This window comes from Mycobacterium sp. TH-M11 (assembly GCF_057473725.1).
On record NZ_JBYCLD010000468.1, the window covers coordinates 1 to 7,640 of the forward strand.

Genomic DNA, 7,640 nt, shown 5'->3' on the forward strand with positions numbered 1-7,640 from the left:
CCCTGATGGGGTGACGGCCAGGCACCGGCCTGCCCAAAACCGGCCAAGCAAGACCCCCAACCGGGGCTACGGGCCGGCACAGGCCACCACGACGGCCCGCCACGGCACCGGCAGCCCCAAATGGCGCATTGATCAGTGCATCCCTAGGCGCTCGACGTTGGTGAGGTCCCGACACCGGCGCCGATGCGTTGACTTTAGCTTGCCAGTACCCACATAATGATCGCGGCTCGTACGGATGTACGTAATGCGTACGCTACGGTGGTACTTCGTCGGCGAACGCTGGCTTCGCCGAAACCGCCCACCCCCGTAATGGCACACAACGATGGGGGTTTAGACCACGACCCGATGCCCAATAGCAGGAAGGCGGTTGAACCGCGTGATGTCGGAAGAGCGGCCCACGGTGACCGGCTTACTCACACACTTGGCCGAGGTTGACGACCGGGGTGTCTACTTCGAGGAGTCGTTCACCGGCTGGCGCGACCACATCCGCCACGGCGCCGCGATCGGGGCGGCGCTGCGAGAACATCTCGATCCGACACAGCCGCCGCACGTCGGGGTGCTGTTGGAGAACACCCCGTTTTTCTCGGCCCTGCTAAGCGCCGCCGGAATTTGCGGAATCGTGCCAGTGGGCCTCAACCCGGTGCGTCGCGGCGCGGCGCTCGCCCGGGACATACAACACGCCGACTGCCAGCTGGTGCTGGCCGACTCAAAATCGGCCGCGGTGCTGGGCGACATCGCACATATCAACGTCGATTCCGTCGACTGGGCCGACGAGGTGGACGGTTACCGGAATGCCGAGATGCGCTTTATGTCTGCCCAAGCAAGCGACCTATTCATGCTGATATTCACCTCGGGAACCAGCGGGGAACCGAAGGCCGTAAAGTGCAGCCACGGCAAGGTCGCGACTGCCGGTGTGATGATCGCCGACCAGTTTGCGTTGGGCCAAAACGACGTCTGCTACGTGTCGATGCCGTTGTTCCACTCGAATGCTATACTGGTTGGTTGGGCGGTGGCTGCCGCCTGCCGCGGTTCAATTGCATTGCGGCGCAGGTTTTCTGCTTCGCAGTTCTTTGTTGATGTCCGGCGTTACGGCGCCACCTACGCCAGTTACGTCGGTAAACCGTTGTCGTACGTCCTTGCGACTCCCGAGAATCCCGATGACGCAAACCACCCGCTACGCGCCGTGTACGGCAATGAGGGCGCACCCGCCGATATCGAAGGCTTCGCCCGCAGATTCGGCTGTGTCGTCGTCGACGGGTACGGCTCCACAGAGGGTGGGGTAGCGATCAGCCGCACGCCGGACACTCCTGCGGGCGCTCTTGGCCCGCTACCCGCGGGTGTTGACATCATCGATGTCGACACGGGCCAAAGCTGCCCACCTGACCGGACCGGCGAACTGGTGAACATCGACGGGCCGGGCGGCTTCGAGGGTTACTACAATGACCCGCTTGCCGAATCGGAGCGGATGGCGGGCGGCGTCTACCACACCGGTGATCTGGCCTACCGCGATGCGGATGGATACGTGTACTTCGCTGGTCGGCTGGGCGATTGGTTGCGGGTCGACGGCGAAAACCTTGGTACAGCGCCCATCGAGCGGGTCCTGCTACGGTACCCAGGGGTGACCGAGGCCGCGGTGTACGCGGTGCCCGATCCGGTGGTGGGTGATCAGGTAATGGCCGCGTTGGTGATGGACCCGGCCATCGAGTTTGACGTCAATGAATTCCGGCTGTTCCTCGCCAATCAGCTAGACCTAGGGCCGAAGCAGTGGCCGTCCTACGTCCGGATCAGCACGGCACTGCCGCGGACCGCTACGTTCAAGGTGTTAAAGCGTGAGCTGTCGGCCGAAGCCGTCGACTGCTCCGATCCGGTGTGGCAGATAAAGGGTCGGCGCATTCGTGCGGAGTGACCGTAAGGTCTGACAGACTTGAGGCGTTTCAACCGGTCCGACCCAACTTAACACTCCACTTGCCGCCGTCGAAGCCGGAAAAGACTCACTTTTCGACGAGAAGGCTCTTGGTTAGCATCGAACCGAGAGAGGCGCGTGGTCCAGAAGGCTTGCCCTATGTGGAGGGCGGGATCGGCATGGCCCGCGTGAGTGTGGTCACCTGACTTGGCCCCACTTTGGTCGGTGTTCTTTTCTACTGGAATCGACGGGTGTAATTCGTCGGTTGCATAACACCCGTTCGCATCTGGCATGCCCCCGGTGAATGAGTCCGTCTTGTTTTAGAGTCCTGTGGCCCGAAGTGGGGGCGGAAGGGACGATGAATCACATGGCTGGGCGGAAGAAGCATTCTGCTGAGGACATCGTGCGTAAGCTGCGCCGCGCTGACGAACTTGCCGCAGCGGGCAAGACGAACGAGGAGATCGCTGCGGAGCTGGAGGTGTCGGCGGCGACGCTGTACAACTGGCGACGCAGCTATGGCGGCATGGACGTGGACGCGGCCAAGGAGCGGCGGGAACGGAACCTGTCAACCTGAATGAGGCACCGTTGCGCGGTATTTACAAAGCATCCTCCTCTGGTTGGTCGGGGCGGTTTATCCACGAGGTTTCGGGGATCTGGGGTGGTTCGGGCGGTTTGCGGACGAACCGTTCGGGGTGTGCGGCGTAGGCAGCGTCGAGGACGCCGGCGCGCTTGTCGCGGATTGCCTCTGCGAGGCCGTAGTGGACGTCAGCGGCGGTATGCAGGCCCAGCCCGCTGTGGCGATGTTCATCGTTGTACCAAGCGAAGAAGACCTGGCAGTGTCTTCGGGCGTCTTCGATCGAGCCGAACCGGCCGGGGAAGTCGGGCCGGTATTTCAGCGTCTTGAACTGGGCCTCCGAAAACGGATTGTCGTTGGAGACGTGCGGCCGCGAATGTGACTGGGTGACAACGCGATCGGCGAGCAAGAACGCAACTGGCTTGCTGGTCATGGAACTACCGCGGTCGGCGTGGATGGTCAACTGGTCACGGTCGATGCCTTGCTTGGCGCAGGTCTGGCGGATCAGCACCTCGGCCAGCGCCGCCGATTCGCGGCTGGCGACCATCCAGCCAACGACGTAGCGGGAAAAGATGTCCAAGATCACATACAGGTAGTAATAGGTCCACTTCGCTGGGCCACGCAATTTCGTGATATCCCACGACCACACAGCATTTGGCTCGTTCGCGACCAGTTCGGGTTTCACCTTCGCCGGATGGGTGGCCTGGGCGCGGCGCTCACGCACCTCGCCGGCTTGGCGCAGCAGCCGGTAGAAGGTCGACTGCGAGCCCAGGTAGACACCTTCGTCGAGCAAGGTGGCCCACACCTCAGCCGGCGCGACGTCGGCGAACCGGTCGCTGTGCAGCGTATCGAGGATGGCCTGCTGCTCGGCAGCGGTCAGCGCCCGCAGCTGGTGGCGTTGGCGGTGCGGGATGGGCTCTGGCCGTGCCGGTGGCGGGCTTTGCCGGTGGCGCCGGTAGTAGTGGCCTGCGCGGTACCCACTGCTTCGCAGGCGGCCCGCACGCCCAGTTGCGGTGCCAACTCCATGACGGCCTGATCAGTCATGGTGTCGACCTCGGATCGGTATCCGCGCTCTCGGAGAGAGTCTCCAAGAGCGCGTGCAGTTTTGCCTGGACGTCCACCACGGCGCGGGTCTTGGCCAGCTCCTGCTCCAGTCGCTGCTTTTCGGCTTGCAGGCGGGCGATCTGCTCGGCGGCCGGATCACGGCGCTTGCGCCCGCGTGGGGCGGCCAGTCCCGCCAACGCGCCGGCGTCGCGGGCTTTGCGCCACTCAGTGATGTGGCTGGAGTACAGCCCCTCACGGCGCAGCACCGCGCCCTTCTCACCCTCGGGTGCCGCGTCGTAGGCAGCGAGTACCTCCAGCTTGTACTTGGCGGTGAACGTCCGCCGCCGGGCGCGTTCGGGCACCTCCGGGTCGGGGCGTTGCGTTGCATCGTCAGCCACCCCACCAGGATCTTCGATCCCGGTCGCTCGGGCCAACGTCGTCACCTTGTTCGTCATTTCGGGGAGCCTCTCCATCCCCGCCCTCGAGTCACTAAATGTCAGGGGGCGGGTGCCTCAACCCAGGCTGACAGAGAGGGGAATTGCGTGAACAGAATGCCAGGCTCAAGCGGCTTTTGGCCGAAGCTGAGCTAGAAAAGGACGCTTTGCGCGAGGTGGCCAAGGGAAAATTTTGAGCCCGGCCGCCAAGCGCCGTGCCGTGGACATGCTCAAAGAGGTTCGGGGCATGTCCGAGCGGCTGGCGTGCACAGCGGTCGGGCTCGCCCGTTCCACCTATCGCAGGACCCCGGTTGCGCTGACACCGGATGATCCCGACGCTGATCTGCGGCGATGGCTGCGCACCTACTCCACTGCCCATCAGTGTCATGGGTTTCGGCGGGCCTGGGCCGCGCTGCGCCATGATGAGCACCCGCGGTGTGAACAAGAAGAAGGTGCACCGCTTGTGGAAGGAAAAGGGCCTACAGCGGCGCGTGCACAGTCCACGCAAGCGGGCTGGCATGTCGTCGGCGCCGGAAGTGGTTACTGATGCCCTGAAGGTGGTGTGAGCGTTGGATTTCCAGTTTGATTCCACCATCGACGGCAAGGTCGTCAAGATCGCGTCGATGCTCGATGAGCACACCCGTGAATCGCTGCTGAACATCGTGGAGCGCTCGATCACCGCCGAACGTCTGATCGCCGAACTGCGCACGTGTTTCGCTGCGGCCGGCGGGGCCTCCGCTAGGGCGTGTCCCATAACCGTTTGAGCCAGGCGACGATCGCGTTGAGGACAACGCCGCCGCGGTAGTTGAGGTTGTGCTTGTCGTATCGTGTGGCGATTCCGCGCCATTGCTTGCAGCGTTGAAATCCGCGTTCAACGACGTTGCGGCCCTTGTAGTCCTCGGCATCAAAGACTGGTGGGCGCCCGCCGTTTTTTCCTCGGCGCCGGCGGTTGGCGATCTGGTCATCGGGCTGCGGGATCACCGCTGTGATGCCCTTACTACGCAACAGTTCGCGGATGGCTTTCGACGAGTATGCCTTGTCGCCGCGAACTTTGTCCGGACGCGTACGCGGGCGACCCGGTTTGCTGCTGGCCACCTTCAGGTGGCCCATCAGGATCGGAAACATCGGGGCGTCGCCGGCCTGGCCGGGCGCAGTCAGGACTACCAGAGGCATCCCTGCCCCATCGACGAGGTGATGGATTTTGGTGCTCAGCCCGCCGCGGGAACGGCCAATGCCGTGGTCAGCCGGCTCTTCGGACAAATTCTTGTAATTCGACGGTGCCCCCTGTGTCGCGCGGGAGGTTCGTGGCGTGCTGATGCGCCCGGTTGACCGTGGAATCGACACTGACCGCCCAGTCGATCAGATCGGCGTCGGCGGCGACGCTGAGCACTGCAGCCAAGATCGCGTCCCACGTGCCGTCTTTGCTGTACTGGTCATGACGGCGCCACGCGGTTTTCCACGCGCCAAATTGCTCGGGCAGATCGCGCCACGGCGAGCCGGTCCTATACCGCCAGATAATCGCCTCGACCACCGTGCGGTGGTCACGAAACGGCCTGCCGCCCTTGGCCGAAGCCACTGGCATCAACGGCTCAACCAGAGCCCACATCTCATCGGACAACACCTGCAACCGCGACATCCAACGAACACTGCCACGCAACTCACCAAACGGTTACGGGACACGCCCTAGTGCTGCGCATGGACAACGGGCCGGAGCTGATTGGTCATGTCCACTGGAGTGGTGTAAGAGTGCGTTCGATCGCGTGACCCTTCGTGGGACAGTCTAGGTGGTCAGGGCTGGGGTGTCGTCGGTTTGCTGGGGGCTGGGTTGGTCGGTGCTGGTCGCGGCTGCGCGGGCGCGGGTGAGCACGTCTAGGCCCAGGTAGCGGCGGCCTTCGATCCATTCGTCGTGTTGTTCGGCGAGCACGGCCCCGACGAGGCGGATGATCGATGCCCGGTCGGGAAAGATGCCCACGACGTCGGTTCGCCGCCGGATTTCTCGGTTGAGGCGCTCGATCGTTATCTGTAGTCCGGTGGTCGGGCAGGGCTGTGATCTGCTGGTTTGCGGTGTGGACGATGTCCGCGACGTGCTCTTTGCGCTCGGCTGTCGGCCGGTCAGCAGGGATCGATTGTTATCGAATCGCGATGTCGGGCGGGTCGTTTGCGGGTGTCGTCGCGGGCTTGTCCGAGAGCATGGGCGAGTTGGTGACGCAGTCGCTGATTCTGTTCGGCGAGTTCACGGTTGCGGCGAAGAGCGACGTCGAGGCGCCGGCGCAGGGAGTCTTCGGTGGCGCGTTGCCGGGCCGGCGGAACCTGGTCGTGTTGGGGGCGGCGTAGCGCACGGATGCGGTTGATCTCGTCTTTGAGGTCGGGCTGGGTGTAGAGCCAGGACCGGGAGACACCGGCGTGGTCGGCGACGGCTTCGAAGCTGATCTTGGTTCCGGCGCGGTCGAGTTCGTGCAGGGCGGCGATGGCTTTTGCCCGGGTGATCTCGTGACGCTGCTTGGCTGCGGTGACGATGTGAATGCTGTTGTCAGCTCGCATGTTCGGCCGCCTTCGGATCGGTGGGAGTGTCGAGCGAGGTGATGATGGCGTCGAGGTTGCCCAACACCTGACGGTTCATCTCGGCCAGCCGTTTGTGTCCGCGCGCTTCTGCCGCTGTGATCAGTTGGAGTGTCTGCTCGCGTTGGGTCCGATGTTGCGGCAGGAACTCCTGAGTGGTCAGGAACATGGGGCAGGTCAGGCAGGCGTTGGCGTGTGGGCAGCTCTGCTGGACGGGCAGACCGCAGTAGCCGTTGGGCAGGGCTTGGGTGGCGCGACCGAGGCGTTGTTTTGCCCAAGCGGCGTCGGCGAGCGGTCCGTCCGGGTCGAGGTTGACCTCACGGCCGTGGTTGTCGACTTTGCGGGCGGCTTCCCAGGCTCGGCGGACGGTGGTGTCGTGCAGGCGAGCGTAGTGGGCGGTCATCTGCGGTGAGTCGTGGTCGAGGATGCGGCGCACGACCTCTTGGGGAACGTCGCGGTTGATCAGGCGGGTGCCGAGCGTGTGGCGCCACTGGTGCGGCGTCAAATGCACCGGGTGGCTGTGCTCGTCGCGGATGTCACAGGCTGCGAGCCATCGGTGCAGCGCCTCGCGGTAGGTCGGGATTGCCAGGGGGACTTGCCCGTCGATGTTCTTGGTGGGGCGCGGGAACAGCAGTGCAGTGCCGCCGGGCCAGCGTTCGGAGACGAGGCGGCGTTGGTGGCCGATCATGTCCACGAGGTCCGGGGCGATTGGAACAAGGGCGTCCCGCTTCATCTTGTGGTTGAAGTAGCGCAGATAGGGTGCCCCGTCGGCGTCTGTGGTGACGCAGTCGCCGCGCAACCGCAGGGCGTCGGTGATCCGCAGTCCGCAACGCATCAGGATGACGGTGATCAGTCGATAGACGGGATTGTTGAACCGGTCGAGGTTGTCGCGGTGTTCGAGCTGGGTCATGACGTGTTCGGCTAACGCTCTGGGCAGGTGTTCGCCGCGCTTCGGGTGGTCCTCGGCGAAGAACATCGCCGTGGCGGGAAGCCCTGTGGCCCAACAATGTTGGCGGATCGCGGCAAAGAACCCATTGAGCAGGCCGATGTGGGCGCCCCGCCGCTGTGGGCTGTATTCCCGGTTCAGGTGGGCCAGGTAGCGTTCGAGTAGTTCCCGGTCGATTCG

At 64.1% G+C, this 7,640-nt stretch carries 7 protein-coding genes and 2 pseudogenes; 4 read left to right on the plus strand and 5 right to left on the minus strand.

What is annotated here, in order from left to right; translation table 11 throughout:
- Positions 1 to 379 precede the first annotated feature (379 nt).
- Positions 380 to 1,906 (plus strand): long-chain-fatty-acid--CoA ligase FadD17, encoded by a 1,527-nt coding sequence (gene fadD17, locus AC2VOG_RS18060; RefSeq protein ID WP_486941219.1) that lies wholly within the window; start codon positions 380 to 382, stop codon positions 1,904 to 1,906.
- Between the two features lie 364 nt (positions 1,907 to 2,270).
- Positions 2,271 to 2,477: a transposase gene (locus tag AC2VOG_RS18065; RefSeq protein WP_486941216.1), complete on the plus strand. Its 207-nt coding sequence runs from the start codon at positions 2,271 to 2,273 to the stop codon at positions 2,475 to 2,477.
- Positions 2,478 to 2,499: 22 nt separating this feature from the next.
- On the opposite strand, the pseudogene AC2VOG_RS18070 reads toward AC2VOG_RS18065, so the two are convergent.
- Positions 2,500 to 3,937: pseudogene (locus AC2VOG_RS18070) on the minus strand (IS3 family transposase).
- A 344-nt stretch (positions 3,938 to 4,281) separates the two neighbouring features.
- Between AC2VOG_RS18070 and AC2VOG_RS18075 the strand changes: the two are divergent.
- Both AC2VOG_RS18075 and AC2VOG_RS18080 read left to right on the plus strand, forming a co-directional pair.
- Positions 4,282 to 4,521 (plus strand): hypothetical protein, encoded by a 240-nt coding sequence (locus AC2VOG_RS18075; RefSeq protein ID WP_428899673.1) that lies wholly within the window; start codon positions 4,282 to 4,284, stop codon positions 4,519 to 4,521.
- A gap of 3 nt (positions 4,522 to 4,524) precedes the next feature.
- The gene (locus AC2VOG_RS18080) at positions 4,525 to 4,719 is read left to right on the plus strand and encodes a hypothetical protein (RefSeq protein ID WP_486941217.1); all 195 of its coding nucleotides are present in this window, start codon (positions 4,525 to 4,527) and stop codon (positions 4,717 to 4,719) included.
- Here the strand turns inward: AC2VOG_RS18080 and AC2VOG_RS18085 are convergent.
- The 4 genes and pseudogenes from AC2VOG_RS18085 to AC2VOG_RS18100 form a co-directional block, all read right to left on the minus strand.
- Positions 4,694 to 5,591, minus strand: a protein-coding gene (locus AC2VOG_RS18085; RefSeq protein ID WP_461480074.1) for an IS5 family transposase whose coding sequence is annotated in 2 segments (ribosomal slippage) — positions 4,694 to 5,258 and positions 5,257 to 5,591 — 900 coding nt in all. Because the reading frame shifts where the segments join, the coding sequence is not laid out codon by codon here. The two genes, AC2VOG_RS18080 and AC2VOG_RS18085, sit on opposite strands and share 26 nt — an antisense overlap.
- 144 nt (positions 5,592 to 5,735) lie before the next feature.
- Positions 5,736 to 5,969 (minus strand): annotated as a pseudogene (locus AC2VOG_RS18090) (transposase); the annotation flags it as partial.
- A gap of 98 nt (positions 5,970 to 6,067) precedes the next feature.
- A complete protein-coding gene (locus tag AC2VOG_RS18095; RefSeq protein WP_428899671.1) occupies positions 6,068 to 6,496 on the minus strand; it encodes a DUF6262 family protein in 429 nt (142 codons plus the stop codon).
- The coding region (locus tag AC2VOG_RS18100) for a tyrosine-type recombinase/integrase (RefSeq protein ID WP_486941218.1) at positions 6,486 to 7,640 on the minus strand (1,155 nt) is incomplete at its 5' end. The genes AC2VOG_RS18095 and AC2VOG_RS18100, both read right to left, overlap by 11 nt.

Excerpts from the sequence above, each read along its gene's own strand:
- fadD17 (WP_486941219.1), top strand. The coding sequence starts at position 380 with ATGTCGGAAGAGCGGCCCACGGTGACCGGCTTACTCACACACTTGGCC.
- AC2VOG_RS18065 (WP_486941216.1), top strand. The coding sequence starts at position 2,271 with ATGGCTGGGCGGAAGAAGCATTCTGCTGAGGACATCGTGCGTAAGCTG.
- AC2VOG_RS18095 (WP_428899671.1), bottom strand. The coding sequence starts at position 6,496 with ATGCGAGCTGACAACAGCATTCACATCGTCACCGCAGCCAAGCAGCGT.
- AC2VOG_RS18075 (WP_428899673.1), top strand. The coding sequence starts at position 4,282 with ATGATCCCGACGCTGATCTGCGGCGATGGCTGCGCACCTACTCCACTG.